The organism is Streptomyces caelestis, from assembly GCF_001279005.1.
In the GTDB taxonomy this organism is placed as follows: Bacteria; Actinomycetota; Actinomycetes; order Streptomycetales; family Streptomycetaceae; genus Streptomyces; species Streptomyces heliomycini.
Genome location: NZ_LGCN01000228.1, coordinates 89,103 through 108,743, shown reverse-complemented (window position 1 = coordinate 108,743; position 19,641 = coordinate 89,103). Strand labels below are relative to the sequence as shown.

At 68.1% G+C, this 19,641-nt stretch carries 17 protein-coding genes; 8 read left to right on the top strand and 9 right to left on the bottom strand.

The genetic code is table 11. The features are described from left to right. The first annotated feature begins 22 nt into the window (after window positions 1-22). Entirely contained in the window at window positions 23-355 is a 333-nt protein-coding gene (gene trxA / locus ADK41_RS29160; protein ID WP_030820114.1) for a thioredoxin, read from the top strand. Between the two features lie 89 nt (window positions 356-444). Here the strand turns inward: trxA and ADK41_RS29155 are convergent, their stop codons facing one another. From ADK41_RS29155 to rpmH, 9 genes are all read right to left on the bottom strand, one after another. Then, window positions 445-1,062: a GNAT family N-acetyltransferase gene (locus ADK41_RS29155; RefSeq protein ID WP_030820112.1), complete on the bottom strand. Its 618-nt coding sequence runs from the start codon at window positions 1,060-1,062 to the stop codon at window positions 445-447. Window positions 1,063-1,389: 327 nt separating this feature from the next. After that, a complete protein-coding gene (locus ADK41_RS29150; protein ID WP_030820110.1) occupies window positions 1,390-2,478 on the bottom strand; it encodes a ParB/RepB/Spo0J family partition protein in 1,089 nt (362 codons plus the stop codon). Beyond that, entirely contained in the window at window positions 2,475-3,551 is a 1,077-nt protein-coding gene (locus tag ADK41_RS29145; RefSeq protein ID WP_078661801.1) for a ParA family protein, read from the bottom strand. Before ADK41_RS29145 ends, ADK41_RS29150 begins: the two co-directional genes overlap by 4 nt. A gap of 291 nt (window positions 3,552-3,842) precedes the next feature. Beyond that, window positions 3,843-4,559 (bottom strand): 16S rRNA (guanine(527)-N(7))-methyltransferase RsmG, encoded by a 717-nt coding sequence (gene rsmG, locus ADK41_RS29140; RefSeq protein WP_030820101.1) that lies wholly within the window; start codon window positions 4,557-4,559, stop codon window positions 3,843-3,845. 122 nt (window positions 4,560-4,681) lie between these two features. After that, window positions 4,682-5,194: a protein jag gene (locus ADK41_RS29135; RefSeq protein WP_030820099.1), complete on the bottom strand. Its 513-nt coding sequence runs from the start codon at window positions 5,192-5,194 to the stop codon at window positions 4,682-4,684. A 15-nt stretch (window positions 5,195-5,209) separates the two neighbouring features. Then, window positions 5,210-6,463: a membrane protein insertase YidC gene (gene yidC, locus ADK41_RS29130; RefSeq protein WP_030820097.1), complete on the bottom strand. Its 1,254-nt coding sequence runs from the start codon at window positions 6,461-6,463 to the stop codon at window positions 5,210-5,212. Window positions 6,464-6,466: 3 nt separating this feature from the next. Then, window positions 6,467-6,841: a membrane protein insertion efficiency factor YidD gene (gene yidD, locus ADK41_RS39980; protein WP_078661800.1), complete on the bottom strand. Its 375-nt coding sequence runs from the start codon at window positions 6,839-6,841 to the stop codon at window positions 6,467-6,469. Further along, window positions 6,838-7,209 carry a ribonuclease P protein component gene (rnpA, locus tag ADK41_RS39975; protein ID WP_078661799.1) on the bottom strand — a complete coding sequence of 124 codons (372 nt, stop codon included), beginning with the start codon at window positions 7,207-7,209 and terminating at the stop codon, window positions 6,838-6,840. Before rnpA ends, yidD begins: the two co-directional genes overlap by 4 nt. 21 nt (window positions 7,210-7,230) lie before the next feature. Further along, complete coding sequence (gene rpmH, locus ADK41_RS39970) at window positions 7,231-7,368, bottom strand: 50S ribosomal protein L34 (protein WP_003956500.1); 138 nt, start codon at window positions 7,366-7,368, stop codon at window positions 7,231-7,233. A gap of 391 nt (window positions 7,369-7,759) precedes the next feature. Between rpmH and dnaA the strand changes: the two genes are divergently transcribed. The 7 genes from dnaA (at window position 7,760) to gyrA (ending at window position 19,634) form a co-directional block, all read left to right on the top strand. Continuing rightward, window positions 7,760-9,655 (top strand): chromosomal replication initiator protein DnaA, encoded by a 1,896-nt coding sequence (gene dnaA / locus ADK41_RS29120; RefSeq protein ID WP_037803487.1) that lies wholly within the window; start codon window positions 7,760-7,762, stop codon window positions 9,653-9,655. An 890-nt stretch (window positions 9,656-10,545) separates the two neighbouring features. Continuing rightward, window positions 10,546-11,676, top strand: coding sequence for a DNA polymerase III subunit beta (dnaN, locus tag ADK41_RS29115; protein ID WP_030820091.1), 1,131 nt, complete (start codon window positions 10,546-10,548; stop codon window positions 11,674-11,676). A gap of 222 nt (window positions 11,677-11,898) precedes the next feature. After that, window positions 11,899-12,774 carry a phosphogluconate dehydrogenase (NAD(+)-dependent, decarboxylating) gene (gene gnd / locus ADK41_RS29110; RefSeq protein WP_030820089.1) on the top strand — a complete coding sequence of 292 codons (876 nt, stop codon included), beginning with the start codon at window positions 11,899-11,901 and terminating at the stop codon, window positions 12,772-12,774. Window positions 12,775-12,846: 72 nt separating this feature from the next. Then, window positions 12,847-13,968, top strand: a complete 1,122-nt coding sequence (recF, locus tag ADK41_RS29105) for a DNA replication/repair protein RecF (RefSeq protein ID WP_030820087.1) — start codon at window positions 12,847-12,849, stop codon at window positions 13,966-13,968. Continuing rightward, the gene (locus tag ADK41_RS29100; protein WP_030820085.1) at window positions 13,965-14,504 is read left to right on the top strand and encodes a DUF721 domain-containing protein; all 540 of its coding nucleotides are present in this window, start codon (window positions 13,965-13,967) and stop codon (window positions 14,502-14,504) included. Before recF ends, ADK41_RS29100 begins: the two co-directional genes overlap by 4 nt. A 432-nt stretch (window positions 14,505-14,936) precedes the next feature. Next, window positions 14,937-16,997: a DNA topoisomerase (ATP-hydrolyzing) subunit B gene (gyrB, locus tag ADK41_RS29095; RefSeq protein ID WP_199821836.1), complete on the top strand. Its 2,061-nt coding sequence runs from the start codon at window positions 14,937-14,939 to the stop codon at window positions 16,995-16,997. A gap of 42 nt (window positions 16,998-17,039) precedes the next feature. Continuing rightward, entirely contained in the window at window positions 17,040-19,634 is a 2,595-nt protein-coding gene (gene gyrA, locus ADK41_RS29090; RefSeq protein ID WP_030820079.1) for a DNA gyrase subunit A, read from the top strand. Window positions 19,635-19,641 lie beyond the last annotated feature (7 nt).

The following is a 19,641-nucleotide window of genomic DNA, read 5'->3' as shown; positions in this document are numbered from 1 at the left end:
CCAACCAGTTAAGGAGCCCGCTGTGGCCGGCACCCTGAAGCATGTGACCGACGACTCCTTCGAGCAGGACGTCCTCAAGAGCGACAAGCCCGTCCTGGTGGACTTCTGGGCCGCCTGGTGCGGTCCGTGCCGTCAGATCGCCCCCTCCCTCGAGGCGATCGCCGCCGAGTACGGGGACAAGATCGAGATCGTCAAGCTGAACATCGACGAGAACCCGGCCACGGCCGCCAAGTACGGCGTCATGTCCATCCCGACCCTGAACGTCTACCAGGGCGGCGAGGTCGCCAAGACCATCGTCGGCGCCAAGCCGAAGGCTGCGATCGTCCGCGACCTCGAGGACTTCATCGCCGAGTAAAAGCGCCGACCGCCTCACCGGCGGCACATGTTTCACGTGGAACACGAAGGGGCCGGCCCACCTGGGTCGGCCCCTTCGTGCGAGGAGCATCAGAGGGGCCGCAGCGCCGGCTCCTTCTGCACCGCCCCGAGCAGCCGGTCCAGTGCCATCTCGACGTCTTCCTTCCAGGAGAGCGTCGTCCTCAGCTCCAGCCTCAGCCTGGGGTAGGTGGGGTGCTGGCGGACCGTCTTGAAGCCCACGGCGAGCAGATGGTCCGCGGGCAGGACACAGGCCGGCTCCTTCCAGCGGGCGTCACCGAAGGCCTCGATCGCTTTGAAGCCACGGCGCAGCAAGTCCTTGGCCACCGTCTGCACCATCACCCGACCCAGCCCTTGCCCCTGATACCCCGGCATGATGAACGCGGTCATCAACTGCACCGCATCGGGCGACACGGGGCTGGTGGGAAACGCCGTGGAGCGCGGCACATAAGCGGGTGGAGCGTAGAGGACGAAACCCACGGGGACGTCATCGACGTAGACGATCCTTCCGCAGGATCCCCAGTCCAGGAGGACGGCCGAGATCCACGCCTCCTTCTCGACCGAGGGGGTTCCCGCCTTTACCGCTGCCTCACCGCTGACGGGGTCGAGTTCCCAGAAGACGCACGAGCGACAGCGCTGGGGGAGATCCGGAAGGTTGTCCAACGTGAGCGGTACGAGCCGACGGCCCATGAAGGCTGTTCCTCGCTTCCTTCCCCCGCTGCCTCGCGGGCGGCTGTCAGAGCGCTCCGTTCCCTGAGCAGGCTGCCGATGAAGCCGCTGACGGCGCCCACCCCCAGCCCCGCGCTCACCAGTCCGGTGCGGCTCGTCATTCGCATGGCCCCTGCCTTGCTCCCAGAGGTACTACCGGGTGGATGCGCCCTGTCCACACGCATCGTATCCATGAAGCGATTCCATCGATACCGCCAAAAAGCAAAGGACGGACCGTGTTCCGGTACACACCGGACACAGTCCGTCCCTGGTCACCCGGTCGGCCGCACGGCCGGCTCCGCCGAAGGATCAGGACTCGGTCTCCACGGAGTGGTCGTCCACCAGACTCCTCTCCAGAACAGGACCCTCCCCCGGAGCGAGGGTACCGAGGATGCGCTCAAGGTCCTCCATGGAGGCGAACTCCACGGTGATCTTGCCCTTCTTCTGACCCAGATCGACCTTCACCCGCGTCTCGAAGCGATCCGAGAGACGCGTCGCCAGATCCGTCAGCGCGGGGGAGACAAGAGCTCCGGCGCGCGGCCCCTTGGACCGCTGAGCCTTCTGAGGACCTGAACCCATCAGGGTCACGATCTCCTCGACCGCCCGCACCGAAAGCCCTTCGGCCACGATCCGGTGGGCCAGCCGGTCCTGCTCCTCGGCGTCCTCGACGGACAGCAGCGCGCGTGCGTGTCCGGCGGACAGCACACCGGCGGCGACCTTGCGCTGAACGCTCGGGGAGAGCTTCAGCAGACGCAGCGTGTTGGACACCTGCGGCCGGGACCGACCGATGCGGTCCGCCAGCTGGTCATGCGTGCAATTGAAGTCCTTCAGCAGCTGGTCATAGGCGGCGGCCTCTTCCAGCGGGTTCAGCTGAGCACGGTGCAGGTTCTCCAGCAGCGCGTCCAGGAGGAGCTTCTCGTCCTCAGTGGCCCGCACGATTGCCGGGATCGCCTCGAGCCCCGCCTCATGGCAGGCCCGCCACCGCCGCTCACCCATGATGAGCTCATAGCGCGCGGGATCCACCTGCCGTACGACGACCGGCTGGAGGAGACCGACCTCCTTGATGGAGGTGACCAGCTCGGACAGCGCGTCCTCGTCGAAGACCTCGCGCGGCTGCCGGGGGTTCGGCGTAATGGCATCGAGAGGGATCTCGGCGAAGTGCGCACCCATGGGTGGCGCGGGCAGGATCGCAGCGCCCTCTTCCGTTTCACGTGAAACATTCGACAGCGTGGCCACCTCCGCAGCAGCCACCCCTCGCCCGTTCGGCAGTATCGGCATCACCGAAGGAGACGGGGAAACAGCGCCGCCCAGCGCGGCCGGTGCCACCGTCTTCTCCGTCGGTGCAGTAGGGATCAGCGCGCCGAGACCACGACCCAGCCCCCTCCGTCGCTCGCTCACTTGACGCCCTCCACCATGCTCGGATCGTTCTGCCGTACGCCGAGGTGGGCCTGCGACGCGTCATAGCTGACGCCGACACCCCTCAACGCAATCTCTCGTGCCGCCTCGAAGTAGGAGAGGGCACCACTTGATCCAGGATCGTAAGTCAACACCGTCTGCCCGTAGCTCGGCGCCTCCGAGATACGGACGGAGCGGGGAATGCTCGTCCGCAGCACCTCGTCACCGAAGTGGGCGCGCACCTCGTCCGCGACCTGCGACGCGAGCCGCGTCCGGCCGTCGTACATGGTGAGCAGGATCGTCGATACGTGCAGGGTGGGGTTGAGGTGTCCCCGCACCAGGTCGACATTGCGCAGCAACTGCCCCAGCCCCTCCAGTGCGTAGTACTCACACTGGATCGGGATCAGGACCTCCTGGCCGGCCACCATCGCGTTGACCGTCAGCAGGCCGAGCGAGGGCGGGCAGTCGATGAGGATGTAGTCCAGCGGCTGCTCATACGCCTGGATCGCCCGCTGCAGCCGGCTTTCCCGCGCCACCAGGGACACCAGCTCGATCTCCGCACCGGCGAGATCGATCGTGGCAGGCGCACAGAAGAGCCCCTCGACATCGGGGACCGGCTGGACGACCTCCGCGAGCGGTCTGCTCTCCACCAGGACGTCATAGATGGAGGGGACCTCCGCATGGTGGTCGATGCCCAGGGCCGTGGACGCATTGCCCTGAGGGTCGAGGTCGATCACCAGGACACGGCTGCCGTGCAGAGCGAGCGACGCGGCAAGATTGACGGTGGTCGTCGTCTTGCCGACACCGCCCTTCTGGTTGGCGACCACGATGACGCGGGTCCGCTCGGGCCGTGGCAGGCCCTCACCGGCTCGCCCCAGAGCCTCCACCGCCAGTTGGGCAGCACGACCGATGGGAGTGTCGTCCATCGGAGGCGGTGTTTCACGTGAAACATCCGCCCCCGTCGACTCGGTACGGGGACCGGGGACCGGATCGGTCATCGGTCCCGCGATGTTGGCGTCGGACCGCAAGGATTCACTCTCCTCGACTTCAGGCTCGCTATGAACAGAGACTCCCATGCCTTGGGGGTCATGAACCAGTGAGCCCTGACGTTCTGTGGAGAAAACCACCTCTGTGGACAACTCCACACCCCTTGAGGAGGCGGATGCCTCCTCGGGAAACGGAGCCTCTCCGAGCGAACCGAGAGGCCTTCGGCCACGGGGTTCGGCCGCAGCGCGCCCCCGACTGATGATGTCGTGCAGCAGTGAGCGACGTTTCACGTGAAACACGATGCATAGCAGCCGAGGCGGCACTGCCGCGACACTCCGGCACGCACGGACTCGACAGCTTGTGTGGAGTACGTCGGCCCCTCAGCGTCGACGCCGAGCCCGCCCCGTACGAGCAGCCTTCGCGCGCTTCGCCGCGAACCGCACACCGCCCGGGCTCTCCCCGACCTCGACCCGCACCACCGTGGACATCGGATCCACCACGCCCTCGCCCACCTGCACGATGGACGTCTCCACGGCGCCGAGCTTGCTCAGCGCCGTCGCCGCGCTCTTCAGCTCCTCCTCGGCGGTGTCGCCCTTGAGCGCCAGCATCTCGCCGTAGGGCCGCAGCAGAGGAATGCCCCAGGTGGCCAGGCGGTCGAGCGGAGCCACGGCGCGCGCGGTCACCACGTGCACCGGAGGCAGCTTCCCCATGACCTCCTCGGCTCGGCCGCGCACGACCGTCACATGGTCCAGTCCGAGCAGCTCGACGACCTCGGTCAGGAAGTTGGTGCGCCGGAGCAGCGGCTCCAACAGAGTGATCTTGAGGTCCTCCCGGACCAGCGCCAGGGGAATGCCCGGCAGGCCGGCCCCCGAGCCCACGTCACACACCATCACGCCTTCGGGCACGACCTCCGAGAGCACCGCACAGTTCAACAGATGCCGCTCCCACAGTCGGGGAACCTCGCGCGGCCCAATCAAGCCGCGCTGCACGCCCGCCTCGGCGAGCAGCTCCGCGTACCGGACCGCGTCCTCGAAGCGATCGCCGAACACCTCGCGTGCCTGCTCGGGCGCGGGGGGAAGCTCCGCTGCCTCCGTCACGGGGGACCGTCCTTCCGTACCGTGCCGACACCGGGCGCCGACACCAGAACCACAGAACTATCAGGCTGACAAAGTTCGGCCCCGCCTGCGCAACAGACGGGGCCGGTGGAACGTAGAGCCGATCAGGCGGGAAGCACGACGACGAAGCGCTGCGGCTCCTCGCCCTCGGACTCGCTGCGCAGGCCGGCCGCCTTGACCGCGTCGTGCACGACCTTGCGCTCGAACGGCGTCATCGGATCCAGCCTCACGGCCTCGCCGCTGCTCTTGGCCTCGGCAGCGGCCTTGGCGCCCAGCTCGGACAGCTCGGTCCGCTTCTGGGCCCGGTAACCGGCGATGTCGAGCATGAGACGGCTACGGTCCCCGGTCTCCCGGTGCACAGCCAGACGCGTGAGCTCCTGGAGCGCCTCCAGCACCTCACCGTCACGCCCCACCAGCTTCTGCAGATCGCGGCTGCCCGCGTCGCTGATGATCGAAACGGAGGCGCGGTCGGCCTCGACGTCCATGTCGATGTCGCCGTCGAGGTCGGCGATGTCGAGCAGACCCTCCAGATAGTCCGCCGCGATCTCACCCTCCTGCTCCAGGCGGGTCAGGGTGTCTGCGCCCTCGGCAGCGGCGGAGGTGGTGCCTTCCGTCACGGGATGGACTCCTTCTTACTTCTTGGACGGGGACTTGGGCCGCTGCGGCCCCTTGCGCTGCCCGGACTGGGCCCTGCTGCGGGTATTGCCGGCGGGCTTGGCGTTGTCCTTCTTGCCAGGGTCGGCGGGCTTGGCGTCCTCGGGTTCCTCGGACTTGGTCAGCGAAGTGGGCTCACCGGCCGCCTTGGCCGTACCGGACTGGCGCTGGGACTTGGTCTGCCGCTTGGGCTGCTGCCGCTTGGCGACGGCCGCGTCCTCGGCCTGGGCGGCGGCCGTGCTCTCGCTCTTGATCACCGTGCCGTCGGGCTGGGCCGCGAGGCCCGCCTTGTTCAGACCGTTGACGAACTTGCGCTCGTACTCGTTGCGGTCCCGGCCCTTGGCGACGATGGCCTTGACGATGGTGCGCTCACCGCGGCCGCGGGTCCTGCCGTGCTTGGAGACGTTCTTGGAGAGGCGCTCCAGGTACGCGGCCTGGGCCTTGGAACCCGGCGTGGGGTTGTTGTGGATGACGTACATCTGCTGGCCCATGGTCCACACGTTGGTGGTCAGCCAGTAGACGAGGACACCGACCGGGAAGTTGATGCCGAAGACGGCGAAGATGACCGGGAAGACGTACATCAGCATCTTCTGCTGCTGCATGAACGGCGTCTTCACCGTGGTGTCGACGTTCTTCGTCATCAGCTGGCGCTGCGTGTAGAACTGCGACAGCGACATCAGAACGATCATGATGGCCGTGACGACGCGGACATCGGTCAGCGAGGAGTTGAGCGCCTCGACCTTGTCCGAGCTGTCCGTGAACTTCGCCGCGAGCGGGGCGCCGAAGATGTGGGCCTTCTGCGCGCTCTCCAACAGACGCTCATTGATCACACCGATGGTGTCGTTCGACGCGATGCTGTTGAGCACGTGGTACAGGGCGAAGAAGAACGGCGACTGCGCCAGGATGGGAAGGCACGAGGAGAGCGGGTTGGTACCCGTCTCCTTGTACAGCTTCATCATCTCTTCGGACTGGCGCTGCCGGTCGTTCTTGTAACGCTCCTGGATCTTCTTCATCTCCGGCTGGAGCGTCTGCATCGCGCGCGTCGCCTTGATCTGCTTCACGAAGAGCGGGATCAGGCAAATACGGATCAGAATCACCAGGGACACGATCGACAGGCCCCAGGCCCACCCGGTGTCAGGGCCGAAAATGGCCCCGTACACCTTGTGGAACTGGACGATGACCCAGGAGACAGGTGTCGTGATGAAGCTGAAGAGGCTGGCAATCGTGTCCACTAATCATGCTCCTTGGGCATGGGACGAGGTCTCTGCGGCCGGGCTCGAAGGGCCCGTCGGGCCTGTGGGAGAGGTCCGCCCCTCGGTGGCCGGTTCGGCGGCGGAGGTCCCGCCCCTACGTGCACGCCAGGCGTCACGCAACATTTCGTGCCACCGCGGACGCTTGCGCGGAGGGACATGGTCCACACCACCCAGCGACCACGGATTGCACCGGAGGATGCGCCAGGCCGTGAGCGCCGTGCCCTTGATGGCACCGTGCCGGTCGATGGCCGTGTAGCCGTAGTGGGAACACGACGGGTAGTACTTGCACACCGGCCCCAACAGCGGACTGATCGTCCACTGATAGATCTTGATCAGAGCCAGCAGCGGGTACTTCATCGCGCGCCCCCTCCCAGCAGCCGCCGCAGGGCGGCATCCAGGTCTCGGGCCAGTTGTACATGGTCGGCGTCGCCCGCACCGGGCAGCGCTCGTACGACTACCAGGCTACCGGGGGGCAGCCCGCCGACTCGCTCGCGCATCAGATGGCGAAGCCTGCGCTTCACCTTGTTGCGCACCACCGCACCACCCACGGCCTTGCTCACGACGAAACCCGCACGCGACGGGGGAGCGCTCTCCCCAGGCGCATGCGGGTCCGTGGCACCGCTACGAAGATGGACGACGAGATGCCGGCTTCCTGCCCGGCGCCCTCGTCGTACCGCGGTCGCGAAATCCTCGCGCCGCCTCAGCCGGTTCTCGGTGGGCAGCACGACGGCATGACCTGACCGGGATCAGGCGGACAGACGGGCGCGACCCTTGCTACGGCGGGACGCGAGAATCGCGCGGCCGGCACGGGTGCGCATACGCAGCCGGAAGCCGTGGGTCTTGGCGCGACGACGGTTGTTCGGCTGGAAGGTGCGCTTGCTCACTCGGGGGCTCCAGAAAGACTCGGTGTTTGCGGGGTGCCGTCCTGGCTGTCACCGTGCGCCCACGAGTAGCTCGCGTTACGCCCGAGTGCACCGCTGACCGATCACCTTGCGTGATCTGTGCCCATCGGAGGCAGGCGGCAGCAGCCATCGACAACTCGACCTGGTCACGGTACGCGCGGCTGCGCCATTCGGTCAAACCGGCGACGACTGGGAGACACTTGTCCACAGCCTGGGGACAACAACTTGAACCGTACCGGCCGCGCTGACTACCGTGGCTGGACTCCCACTCGTTCCCTTGACGATTCCTTCCCTCGACCCTCCACCACCCGATTTACATCCCGACCCGTCCTTCGCATCACACGATCGGAGGACCTGTGAGAGAGCGTGCCCTGTGGCTGACGTACCTGCCGATCTTGCCGCAGTGTGGCCACGCGTACTGGAGCAACTCCTCGGAGAAGGCCGCGGACAAGGAGTCGAGGTCAAGGACGAGCACTGGATCCGGCGCTGCCAGCCCCTGGCACTCGTCGCCGACACCGCGCTGCTCGCCGTACCCAACGAGTTCGCGAAGGGCGTGCTCGAGGGCCGCCTCGCCCCTGTCGTCAGCGAGACCCTGAGCCGCGAGTGCGGACGTCCGATCCGCATCGCGATCACCGTCGACGACACCGTCGGCGAGCCCCCACCGGCGCCCCGCCCCCAGTCGCGCTACGAGGAACCCGAGCTCCCGGCCGTCCGCCAGGACCGCCCCGACCGGCAGGAGCGCGAACCGTACGACGGCTACGAGGGATACGGCCGCCGCCGCACCGACCAGCAGCAGGGCCCCTCCGGCGACCAGCTGCCCACCGCCCGCCCCGCCTACCCGTCGGAGTACCAGCGCCCGGAGCCCGGCGCCTGGCCGCGGCCGGCGCAGGAGGAATACGGCTGGCAGCAGCAGCGCCTCGGCTTCCCGGAGCGGGACCCGTACGCCACACCCCCGCAGGACGCGTACGGCCCGCAGGACGGCTACGGCGGAGGCTCGTCCGTACCGGACTACCGCCCCCAGCCCGTGGACCGGCCGTCCTACGAGCCGCGTCCCGACTACGAGACGGCACGCGGCGACTACGACCAGCGCGACGCCATGCGCCGCGAACTGCCCGATCCACCTTCCGGATCCGGGCGCGTCCACCGCGGCGGCCCCGTGGGCCCCAACCTGCCCACCACCGGCGCACCCGGCCCGCTGGCGGCACAGCCCGCACCGGCGACCGGCCCCGGCGAGCCGACCGCGCGGCTGAACCCGAAGTACCTCTTCGACACGTTCGTCATCGGCGCGTCCAACCGCTTCGCGCACGCGGCCGCGGTCGCCGTCGCCGAGGCGCCGGCGAAGGCCTACAACCCGCTGTTCATCTACGGGGAGTCCGGGCTCGGCAAGACCCACCTGCTGCACGCGATCGGACACTACGCGCGGAGCCTGTACCCCGGCACGCGCGTGCGGTACGTGAGTTCGGAGGAGTTCACCAACGAGTTCATCAACTCCATCCGCGACGGCAAGGGCGACAGCTTCCGCAAGCGCTACCGCGAGATGGACATCCTGCTCGTCGACGACATCCAGTTCCTGGCGGACAAGGAGTCGACGCAGGAGGAGTTCTTCCACACCTTCAACACGCTCCACAACGCCAACAAGCAGATCGTCCTCTCCAGCGACCGGCCGCCCAAGCAGCTGGTCACCCTGGAGGACCGGCTGCGGAACCGTTTCGAGTGGGGCCTGATCACCGACGTCCAGCCGCCGGAGCTGGAGACGCGCATCGCGATCCTGCGCAAGAAGGCGGTCCAGGAGCAGCTCAACGCCCCGCCGGAGGTGCTGGAGTTCATCGCCTCCCGGATCTCGCGGAACATCCGTGAGCTGGAGGGCGCGCTGATCCGGGTGACGGCGTTCGCCTCGCTCAACCGGCAGCCGGTGGACCTGGGCCTGACGGAGATCGTCCTCAAGGACCTGATGCCCGGCGGCGACGACTCGACGCCGGAGATCACCTCGACGGCCATCATGGGCGCCACGGCCGACTACTTCGGCCTCACGGTCGAGGACCTGTGCGGCAGCTCCCGGGGCCGGCAGCTGGTGACGGCCCGCCAGATCGCCATGTACCTGTGCCGTGAGCTGACGGACCTGTCGCTGCCGAAGATCGGCGCGCTGTTCGGCGGCCGCGACCACACCACGGTGATGCACGCCGACCGGAAGATCCGCAATCTGATGGCCGAGCGGCGCTCCATCTACAACCAGGTCACCGAGCTCACCAACCGCATCAAGGCCGGCTGAACGGCCCACGGACCGGACGGCTCCGTCGTCGAGGGCGCCTCCTGAGCGATCCGGGGGCGCCCTTCCTCGTACCTCGGCCGCCTCGCCTCCGTGCCGCGCAGCCAGGGACTGTTCGATTCCGATGCCGGGTTACGGCCTTCGTCCACAGATTCAGTGACTTTTTCCCGTCCACATCCTGGGGACCGAGAAGTTGTCCCGATCTTGTCCACAGGGCAGCCTGCCGAGGGATCATCGACCCAGGTCAATGGGGTGTGGATACGTGGACAAGCAATCTCCACAGGCTGTGGACAACTTAGAGGCCCACCGCCTGTGCATCGAGTTGTCCACGGGCGACCCACAGGCTGGAGGCGGTTGTCCCCAGTGATCACCCGGTTCTCCACATGGCTGTCCACTGTTCGGCAACGTGACGCGCTTCTTCACCGAGGCGAGTGAAAGGCGTCACATCAGGCTGTCGCAGGGGCCTGTGGGAAAGACCCGCAAACCTGGGGACGGAGCTGGGGAGAACTCGCCCCTCCCTGTGCACGGGATGTGCAGAACTTTCCGTTCTCCACAGAGACGCCTAGTTGTCCACGGGCTCCGCCCACAGGGTCCGTGGACAAAATTCCCACCCTGACCTGCGAAAACAGGGTTATCCACGGTATCCACAGGCCCTACTACTACTCCCAACTAGAGAGAGCGAGGAATCCGTTTCGAAGGGGGCCCTGTGCACAACTCGCTGTCTCGGCCCCGACCGCCACTCGTCACGACTTGACCCCGAGGGGCACCTACTGTCAGTGCGGTGCGTCAGACTGGTCCCCGGTGTCCTTCCCCTCCCAGGGGCCGACGACACCGAGTCAGACAACAAAGCCAGGCAGGGCGAGAAGCGCCGGCAACAGCAGGAGGCGGCAACAGTGAAGATCCGGGTGGAACGCGACGTACTCGCGGAGGCAGTGGCCTGGGCGGCGCGCAGCCTCCCGGCCCGTCCGCCGGCCCCTGTCCTCGCCGGCCTGCTCCTGAAGGCCGAGGACGGCCAGCTGAGCCTGTCCAGCTTCGACTACGAGGTCTCCGCGCGGGTGTCGGTGGAGGCGGAGGTCGAGGAGGAGGGCACGGTCCTCGTCTCGGGCCGTCTGCTGGCCGACATCTCCCGCGCCCTCCCCAACCGGCCGGTGGAGATCTCCACAGACGGTGTACGGGCGACGGTGGTGTGCGGCTCCTCGCGGTTCACGCTCCACACCCTGCCTGTGGAGGAGTACCCGGCCCTGCCGCAGATGCCGAACGCGACGGGCACGGTCCCCGGCGAGGTCTTCGCCTCCGCCGTGCAGCAGGTCGCCATCGCGGCCGGCCGTGACGACACGCTGCCCGTCCTCACCGGCGTGCGCATCGAGATCGAGGGCGACACCGTCACGCTCGCCTCCACCGACCGCTACCGCTTCGCGGTCCGCGAGTTCCTGTGGAAGCCGGAGAACCCGGAGGTCTCCGCGGTCGCCCTGGTGCCCGCCAAGACGCTCCAGGACACCGCCAAGGCGCTGACCAGCGGTGACCAGGTGATCCTGGCGCTGTCCGGTTCGGGCGCGGGCGAGGGCCTGATCGGCTTCGAGGGCGCCGGCCGCCGTACCACCACGCGCCTGCTGGAGGGCGACCTCCCGAAGTACCGCACGCTGTTCCCGACCGAGTTCAACAGCGTCGCCGTGATCGAGACCGCCCCCTTCGTGGAGGCCGTCAAGCGCGTGGCCCTGGTCGCCGAGCGCAACACCCCGGTGCGGCTGAGCTTCGAGCAGGGCGTGCTCATCCTGGAGGCCGGTTCCAGCGACGACGCACAGGCTGTGGAAAGGGTCGACGCCCAGTTGGAGGGGGACGACATCTCGATCGCCTTCAACCCGACGTTCCTGCTGGACGGTCTGAGCGCCATCGACTCCCCGGTGGCCCAGCTGTCCTTCACCACGTCCACCAAGCCGGCGCTGCTCAGCGGCCGTCCGGCGGTGGACGCGGAGGCGGACGAGGCCTACAAGTACCTGATCATGCCGGTGCGGCTCAGCGGCTGAGGTGCGCCCGCCGCGGCGACTGCCGGGGGTGTGGGGGCAGCCCCACGGGATCGCGGCATGCCGGTGCGGCACACCGGCTGACCGCCGTCCCGAGGGAGGCCGAAGGTGAGGGCTGCGCATGAGCGCGTATGCCCACAGATGTGCGCGACCGTCCGGGTTTAGGCTCGGACGCCGGCACGTACGTGCCGTCACGCCACGTCGCATACCTAAGGATCACAACTGATGGAGCTCGGTCTCGTCGGCCTCGGCAAGATGGGCGGCAACATGCGCGAGCGGATTCGCCGCGCGGGTCACACCGTCTTCGGATACGACCGCAACCCGGACCTCGCCGACGTCCACAGCCTGCGGGAGCTTGTGGACAAGCTCAGCGGCCCCCGTGTGGTGTGGGTGATGGTTCCGGCGGGCGAGCCGACCCAGTCCACGATCGACGAGCTCGCCGGGCTGCTGGAGCCCGGCGACGTCGTCGTGGACGGCGGCAACTCCCGCTGGACGGACGACGAGAAGCACGCCGGGGAGCTGGCGGCCAAGGGCATAGGCTTCGTCGACTGCGGCGTCTCGGGCGGCGTCTGGGGCCTGGAGAACGGCTACGCGCTGATGTACGGCGGCTCCACGGAGGACGTCGCCAAGGTGCAGCCGGTGTTCGACGCCCTCAAGCCGGAGGGCGACTTCGGGTCGGTGCACGCGGGCAAGGTCGGTGCGGGCCACTTCGCGAAGATGGTCCACAACGGCATCGAGTACGCCATGATGCAGGCCTACGCCGAGGGCTGGGAACTGCTGGAGAAGGTCGACTCGGTGACCGACGTCCGTGAGGTGTTCCGCTCCTGGCAGGAGGGCACCGTCGTCCGTTCCTGGCTGCTCGACCTGGCGGTGAACGCCCTGGACGAGGACGAGCACCTGGACGGGCTCCGGGGTTTCGCGCAGGACTCCGGTGAGGGACGCTGGACCGTGGAGGCCGCCATCGACCACGCGGTCCCGCTGCCGGCGATCACCGCCTCGCTGTTCGCGCGGTTCGCCTCGCGCCAGGAGGACTCGCCGCAGATGAAGATGATCGCGGCGCTGCGGAACCAGTTCGGCGGTCACGCGGTCGAGAAGAAGTAGTCCACAGGGCACGTCCCGTATCCACAGGACCGCGCGGCGGTCCACGACGCCGGGGAGGTCGGCGGAACGACCATGCACGTCACGCATCTGTCGCTGGCCGACTTCCGGTCCTACCCCCGGGTCGAGGTCCCGCTCGATCCGGGGGTGACGGCCTTCGTCGGGCCCAACGGGCAGGGCAAGACGAACCTGGTCGAGGCGGTCGGCTACCTCGCCACCCTCGGCAGCCACCGGGTCTCCTCCGACGCCCCGCTGGTCCGGATGGGCGCCGACCGTGCGATCGTCCGGGCCCAGGTGCGGCAGGGCGAGCGGCAGCAGCTGATCGAGCTGGAGCTGAATCCGGGCCGCGCCAATCGTGCCCGTATCAACAGGTCCTCGCAGGTCAGGCCCCGGGACGTGCTGGGGATCGTCCGCACGGTGCTGTTCGCGCCCGAGGACCTGGCCCTGATCAAAGGTGATCCCGGTGAACGGCGCCGGTTCCTGGACGAACTGATCACCGCGCGCTCCCCGCGCATGGCCGGTGTCCGCTCCGACTACGACCGGGTGCTCAAGCAGCGCAACACGCTGTTGAAGTCGGCCGCGCTGGCGCGCCGGCACGGCGGCCGCACCCTGGACCTGTCCACGCTCGACGTGTGGGACCAGCACCTCGCGCGTGCGGGTGCCGAGCTCCTGGCGCAGCGGCTGGATCTGATCGGTGCACTCCAGCCGCTGGCCGACAAGGCGTACGAGCAGCTCGCGCCCGGCGGGGGGCCGGTCGCGCTGGAGTACAGGCCGTCCGCGCCCGGCGAGGCGCATACGCGCGAGGATCTGTTCGAGCAGCTGATGGCGGCCCTGGCGCAGGCGCGCAAGCCGGAGATCGAGCGGGGTGTGACCCTGGTCGGTCCGCACCGCGACGACCTGTTGCTCAAGCTGGGCCAGTTGCCCGCCAAGGGCTATGCCTCCCACGGTGAGTCCTGGTCGTACGCGCTGGCGCTGCGTCTGGCCTCCTACGACCTGCTGCGGGCGGAGGGCAACGAGCCGGTGCTGGTGCTCGACGACGTCTTCGCCGAGTTGGATGCGCGGCGGCGTGAGCGTCTGGCCGAGCTGGTGGCGCCCGGTGAGCAGGTCCTGGTGACCGCGGCGGTCGACGACGACGTCCCCCATGTGCTGGCGGGTGCGCGGTTCGCCGTGGCGGAGGGGGCGGTGGAGCGCGTATGAGCGGGCCGGACACGCCCGCGGGCGGCGGGACGGCTCCCGAGCCGTCCGGTGTCGACTTGGCGCGTGTGGCGTTGCGTGCGGCCAAGGAGGCGGCACGCGCGCGTGGGGACGCGGTGCAGCAGCGGAAGCAGGCGCGGCGCGGCGGTCTGCGCTCCGGGGCGCGCGCCGACCGGCGTGACCCGATGGCGCTGGGTCCGGCGATCAACCGGCTGCTCACGGAGCGCGGCTGGGAGGCCCCGGCCGCGGTGGGCGGGGTGATGGGGCGCTGGCCGGAAATCGTCGGCGAGGACGTGGCCAAGCACTGTGAGCCGGAGCGGTACGACGAGGACGAGCGGGTGCTGGTCGTGCGCTGTGACTCCACGGCGTGGGCGACGAATCTGCGGCTGCTCGCGCCGACTCTGGTGGCGCGTCTGAACGAGGATCTCGGGCACGGCACCGTGCGGCTGATCAAGGTCGTCGGTCCTGGCGGTCCCGCCCGTCGTTTCGGGCCTCTGCGTGCTCCCGGGAGCACGGGTCCCGGGGACACGTACGGGTGATCCGGCGCCCGTTTCGGGCCCTTCGCCCCTATGTGATGGACATCACAAAAGGGCTCCCGGTGGCGCCGTCCTGGCGCCGGTGACCGTTTCGGCGGGGCGTCGCACACGGTTGCGAATCGCCACCTGACTCCTAAGTAGCCAAGGGTTGACGGCTCGAAGCGCTGAGTGCCCTCGTGGGGCTCTTGGAGCCCCCATCCGCATATCGGGAGTCGGACGAGACCGGTTGAGGGCGGCACATGCGGACTCAGGTGCCTGCAAACCCCCATCGATGTCAGTGCTACCGGTAGAATGGAAGACAATCCCGCCCCGAACGTGGGGACCGCCCGGGAAAAGCTGAGCAACGCTGATCAAGGCTTACCAACGCAACATGCCGCAGCCGCTCCGGCAACCTGCCGACGAGCCCGGCTCGTGCTGTGCCAGAAAGGGCGCTTCGTGGCCGATTCCGGCAACCCCAACGAGAACATCCCGTCCACCGACACCGGCGTCAACGACGCGGCGAGCGCCCCGACCGGCGAGGGCGCCACGTCGTACGACGCCAGTGCCATCACCGTCCTCGAGGGCCTGGACGCGGTCCGCAAGCGACCCGGTATGTACATCGGGTCGACCGGCGAGCGGGGACTGCACCACCTGGTGCAGGAGGTCGTCGACAACTCGGTCGACGAGGCGCTGGCCGGTCACGCGGACACCATCGACGTCACGATCCTGGCGGACGGCGGCGTCCGTGTCGTCGACAACGGCCGCGGCATCCCGGTGGGCATCGTCCCCTCCGAGGGCAAGCCCGCCCTCGAGGTCGTCCTGACCGTGCTGCACGCGGGCGGCAAGTTCGGTGGCGGCGGCTACGCGGTCTCCGGCGGTCTGCACGGCGTGGGCGTCTCCGTGGTCAACGCGCTGTCGACGCGGGTCGCCGTCGAGGTCAAGACCGACGGCCACCGCTGGACGCAGGACTACAAGCTGGGTGTCCCCACCGCGCCCCTCGCCAAGCACGAGGCCACCGAGGAGACCGGGACGTCGGTCACCTTCTGGGCCGACGGCGACATCTTCGAGACCACCGACTACTCCTTCGAGACGCTCTCCCGGCGCTTCCAGGAGATGGCGTTCCTGAACAAGGGCCTGCGCATCAACCTCGCCGACGAGCGCGAGTCGGCGAAGGCCACCGCTGGCGCGGACGAGGCGGGCGAGGACGAGAAGCACGAGGTCAAGGCCGTCTCGTACCACTACGAGGGCGGCATCATCGACTTCGTGAAGTACCTCAACTCCCGCAAGGGAGAGGTGGTGCACCCCACCGTGATCGACCTGGAGGCCGAGGACAAGGACAGGCACCTGTCCCTCGAGGTCGCGATGCAGTGGAACGGCGGTTACACCGAGGGCGTGTACTCGTTCGCCAACATCATCCACACCCATGAGGGCGGTACGCACGAAGAGGGCTTCCGCGCGGCGCTCACCTCGCTCATCAACAAGTACGCGCGGGACAAGAAGCTGCTGCGCGACAAGGACGACAACCTCACGGGCGACGACATCCGCGAGGGTCTGACCGCGATCATCTCGGTCAAGCTGAGCGAGCCGCAGTTCGAGGGCCAGACCAAGACCAAGCTGGGCAACACCGAGGTGAAGACCTTCGTCCAGAAGGTCGTCTACGAGCACCTCAACGACTGGCTGGACCGCAACCCCAACGAGGCCGCGGACATCATCCGCAAGGGCATCGCGGCGGCCACCGCGCGCGTGGCGGCCCGCAAGGCGCGCGACCTGACCCGTCGCAAGGGCCTGCTGGAGTCGGCGTCGCTGCCGGGCAAGCTGTCCGACTGCCAGTCGAACGACCCCACCAAGTGCGAGATCTTCATCGTCGAGGGTGACTCCGCCGGCGGTTCGGCCAAGTCCGGCCGCAACCCGCAGTACCAGGCGATCCTCCCGATCCGCGGCAAGATCCTCAACGTCGAGAAGGCGCGCATCGACCGGATCCTGCAGAACCAGGAGATCCAGGCGATGATCTCCGCGTTCGGCACGGGTGTGCACGAGGACTTCGACATCGAGAAGCTCCGCTATCACAAGATCATCCTGATGGCGGACGCCGACGTCGACGGCCAGCACATCAACACCCTGCTGCTGACGTTCCTGTTCCGCTTCATGCGGCCGCTGGTCGAGGCCGGGCACGTGTACCTGTCCCGTCCGCCGCTCTACAAGATCAAGTGGGGCCGGGACGACTTCGAGTACGCGTACTCCGACCGCGAGCGCGACGCGCTGATCGAGATGGGCCGCAGCGCCGGCAAGCGCATCCGCGAGGACTCCGTCCAGCGCTTCAAGGGTCTCGGTGAGATGAACGCCGAGGAGCTGCGCGTCACCACGATGGACCAGGAGCACCGGGTCCTCGGCCAGGTCACCCTGGACGACGCCGCCCAGGCCGACGACCTGTTCTCGGTCCTCATGGGCGAGGACGTCGAAGCCCGCCGCGCGTTCATCCAGCGCAACGCCAAGGACGTCCGCTTCCTCGACATCTGAGTCGGTCTCAGCTGACCGCACCAGGAAGGATCTTCACCAGCAATGACCGACGAGAACACTCCTGTGACGACGCCCGAGGGCGACGCCCTGGCGATGCGTGTCGAGCCCGTCGGGCTCGAGACGGAGATGCAGCGCTCCTACCTCGACTACGCGATGTCCGTCATCGTCTCGCGTGCGCTGCCGGACGTCCGTGACGGCCTCAAGCCCGTGCACCGCCGCGTGCTGTACGCCATGTACGACGGCGGTTACCGTCCCGAGCGCGGCTTCTACAAGTGCGCCCGCGTCGTCGGCGACGTCATGGGCAACTATCACCCGCACGGCGACACCTCCATCTACGACGCCCTGGTGCGCCTCGCCCAGCCCTGGTCGATGCGGATGCCGCTCGTCGACTCCAACGGCAACTTCGGCTCGCCGGGCAACGACCCGGCGGCGGCCATGCGGTACACCGAGTCGAAGATGGCGCCGCTGGCCATGGAGATGGTCCGCGACATCGACGAGGAGACCGTCGACTTCACGGACAACTACGACGGCCGCTCCCAGGAGCCGACCGTCCTGCCGGCCCGCTTCCCAAACCTGCTGATCAACGGCTCGGCCGGTATCGCGGTCGGCATGGCGACCAACATCCCGCCGCACAACCTGCGCGAGGTGGCGGCCGGCGCCCAGTGGTACCTGGAGAACTTCGAGTCCTCGCACGAGGAGCTGCTGGACGCGCTCATCGAGCGCATCAAGGGCCCCGACTTCCCGACCGGCGCCCTCGTGGTCGGCCGCAAGGGCATCGAGGAGGCGTACCGCACGGGCCGCGGCTCGATCACCATGCGCGCGGTGGTCGAGGTGGAGGAAATCCAGAACCGCCAGTGCCTGGTGGTCACGGAGCTGCCCTACCAGACCAACCCCGACAACCTCGCGCAGAAGATCGCCGACCTGGTGAAGGACGGCAAGATCGGCGGCATCGCCGACGTCCGCGACGAGACGAGCTCCCGTACGGGGCAGCGCCTGGTCATCGTGCTGAAGCGGGACGCGGTCGCCAAGGTCGTCCTGAACAACCTCTACAAGCACACCGACCTGCAGACCAACTTCGGCGCCAACATGCTGGCGCTGGTCGACGGGGTGCCGCGCACGCTCTCCCTGGACGCGTTCATCCGGCACTGGGTGAACCACCAGATCGAGGTCATCGTCCGTCGTACGCGCTTCCGGCTGCGCAAGGCCGAGGAGCGGGCGCACATCCTGCGCGGCCTGCTGAAGGCCCTGGACGCCATCGACGAGGTCATCGCGCTGATCCGGCGCAGTGACACCGTGGAGATCGCGCGCGGGGGCCTGATGGACCTCCTGGAGATCGACGACATCCAGGCCAACGCCATCCTCGAGATGCAGCTGCGCCGCCTGGCCGCCCTGGAGCGCCAGAAGATCGTCCAGGAGCACGACGAACTCCAGGCGAAGATCAGCGAGTACAACGAGATCCTCGCCTCCCCGGTCCGCCAGCGCGGCATCGTCAGCCAGGAGCTGGCCGCGCTCGTCGAGAAGTACGGCGACGACCGCAAGACGAAGCTGATCCCCTACGAGGGCGACATGTCCATCGAGGACCTGATCGCCGAGGAGGACATCGTCGTCACGGTCACGCGCGGCGGCTACATCAAGCGCACCAAGACCGACGACTACCGGGCCCAGAAGCGCGGCGGCAAGGGGGTGCGCGGCGCGAAGCTCAAGGAAGACGACATCGTCAACCACTTCTTCGTGTCCACCACCCACCACTGGCTGCTGTTCTTCACCAACAAGGGCCGGGTCTACCGGGTGAAGGCCTACGAGCTGCCCGACGCCGGCCGGGACGCGCGCGGGCAGCACGTGGCGAACCTGCTGGCCTTCCAGCCGGACGAGACGATCGCCCAGATCCGCGCGATCCGGGACTACGAGGCGGTGCCCTACCTGGTCCTGGCCACCAAGGCGGGCCTGGTGAAGAAGACGCCGCTGAAGGACTACGACTCCCCGCGTTCGGGCGGTGTGATCGCGATCAACCTGCGGGAGCAGGAGGACGGTTCCGACGACGAACTGATCGGCGCCGAACTCGTCTCGGCCGAGGACGACCTGCTGCTGATCAGCAAGAAGGCGCAGTCGATCAGGTTCACGGCGACCGACGACACGCTCCGTCCCATGGGCCGTGCGACCTCGGGTGTCAAGGGCATGAGTTTCCGCGAGGGGGACGAGCTGCTCTCGATGAATGTTGTTCGACCCGGTACGTTCGTGTTCACTGCCACAGACGGCGGGTACGCGAAGCGGACCGCCGTCGACGAGTACCGCGTCCAGGGTCGCGGCGGCCTCGGCATCAAGGCTGCCAAGATTGTCGAGGACCGCGGCACCCTCGTCGGCGCGCTGGTGGTCGAGGAGACCGACGAGATCCTCGCCATCACGCTGTCGGGTGGTGTGATTCGTACGCGAGTCAACGAGATCAGGGAAACCGGACGTGACACCATGGGCGTCCAACTGATCAATCTGGGCAAGCGCGATGCCGTGGTCGGCATCGCCCGTAACGCCGAGGCTGGACGCGAGGCGGAGGAAGTCGACGGCGACGTGGCCGTGGACGACACCACCGACGGGGACGCGACCGCCGGCACGGACGAGGGTGAGGCGCCCTCGTCCGAGTAGGACGAGG